Source organism: Pseudomonas sp. GW821-FHT01A09, assembly GCF_058986725.1.
Genome location: NZ_JBYSWB010000065.1, coordinates 1 through 1,777, shown reverse-complemented (window position 1 = coordinate 1,777; position 1,777 = coordinate 1). Strand labels below are relative to the sequence as shown.

1 protein-coding gene is annotated in these 1,777 nt (G+C 59.9%); it reads right to left on the bottom strand.

Annotated elements, in window-relative coordinates; all coding sequences use genetic code 11:
- On the bottom strand, positions 1–1,349 hold a 1,349-nt coding region (ltrA, locus tag AC3WJP_RS29030; RefSeq protein ID WP_493735705.1), incomplete at its 3' end, for a group II intron reverse transcriptase/maturase.
- Positions 1,350–1,777 lie beyond the last annotated feature (428 nt).

The following is a 1,777-nucleotide window of genomic DNA, read 5'->3' as shown; positions in this document are numbered from 1 at the left end:
GGCAACGCCTGATTCATATGCGGCGCTCCCGAGTTCCACCATGGGCCACGGCCATTGACCGTCGACTTCCACGCTCGCGCTTTGTCTATACCGAGCCGGATCAGGTTGCGAGCCCTTGTAGAGGGCTGCTTCCATTGCCGCCACAGCATGCAACGAAGGGTATGACGCACCCACCCATCAACCGTCTCCAAAGCTCTTTTGCCTTGGGTGAGTTTGAAGTAGCCAGCCCAACCGCGCAGCACTGGGTTCATCCGCTCGATGACGTGTGCCATCTTGCGGCCTCGTGCACCACGCAGCAGCTCCTTGAGGCGTTCGCGTAAGCGACGCAGGCTCAAGGTGGCCACCCGAAGCCTTGGCTGTTGATGCCAGCTCATCCCGTACCCCAAATAGCTGCATGCCCAAGACCTTGCTACTCGGCTTTTATCCCGATTCAGTGTCAGTTTCAGACGTCGACTCAGGAAGCACTCGATGCTCGCCATTGCTCGTTCACCCGCCCGCTGACTGCGCACATAGATGTTCGCATCATCGGCATAACGCACGAAACGATGGCCTCGCACCTCCAGCTCGCGGTCGAGTTCATCAAGCAGGATATTTGACAGCAACGGCGAGAGCGGACCGCCTTGCGGCGTCCCTTCCTGTCGTTGGCTGACGATCCCGCCCGACATGATCCCGGCCTCAAGGTAGCGGCGGATGAGCCTGAGCACCCGCTTGTCTTCGACGCGACGCTGCACACAGGCCATCAGGATGTCGTGGTTGACTCGATCAAAGAACTTCTCCAAATCGAGTTCCACACACCAACGATGCCCCGACGCCACATGGGTACGGGCCATTTCGATGGCTTGGTGAGCGCTCCTGCCTGGGCGAAAGCCGTAGCTGAAGTCCGAAAACAGAGGATCAAAGATCGGCGTGAGCTGCTGTAGCAAGGCTTGCTGGATCAGGCGATCCACGACGCTGGGGATCCCCAGTTGTCGTGCTCCGCCTTGGGGTTTGGGAATTTCAACCGCCCGCACCGCTTGGGGATGGTACTCACCGGCCAGCAATCTGGCTTTGAGGATAGGCCAATACTGTTTCACGTAGCCTGCCAAATCGGCGACCGTCATGCCATCGGCACCCGGCGCGCCCTTGTTGCTGACCACACGTTGATACGCACGCTTGAGGTTGGCCGGTGCAAGCACCCGCCCCATCAGCGTGTCCGGCTCCGCGTTCGTCCACGCCACAGACGCCGTCGAACCCTCTGCGCTGTTGGCCGTCGCCCTCGGATTCTGTCCGGGACTGGGAGCAACAGTCTTCTCTGGGAGAAATTTCTGCATTTCGGTATTCAACGAGACAGTGACGCCTACTGGCGGCATAACCTGTTCGGCCCTTGGTGACGTGGTTGATCGTCACTTACTACGGCTTCGGCTGACTTCTGCACGCTCATCCCGTCGCCTCTCGACGCGCGGTAGCACTGTGGCAAACGTGCAGATCTCCCAGGGTAATTCGCGCGACCTTCCTGCTTATGCCTGTCGGATCTACGTCACAGCGTTCCGTGCAAGTATCGGGCTTTGACGATTATGGCCGCCTTACCCCGCTGCGCCGCCTCATCCGCTTCCTGTTCGTCAGGCCAGCATTTTGCCTCGGGCTTCCTTCAGATTCGCAGTCACCCGCGACACCCTTGCCTTTGGCTAACACTTCCCCTTGCCGGGTGTGTAGAGGACTCTCACCTCCAAGTCACCAGCGTGGCCACCACAGCCAAGCTGGTTGCGCTTACGCGCAACGCGCCATGCCTGGCGCACCA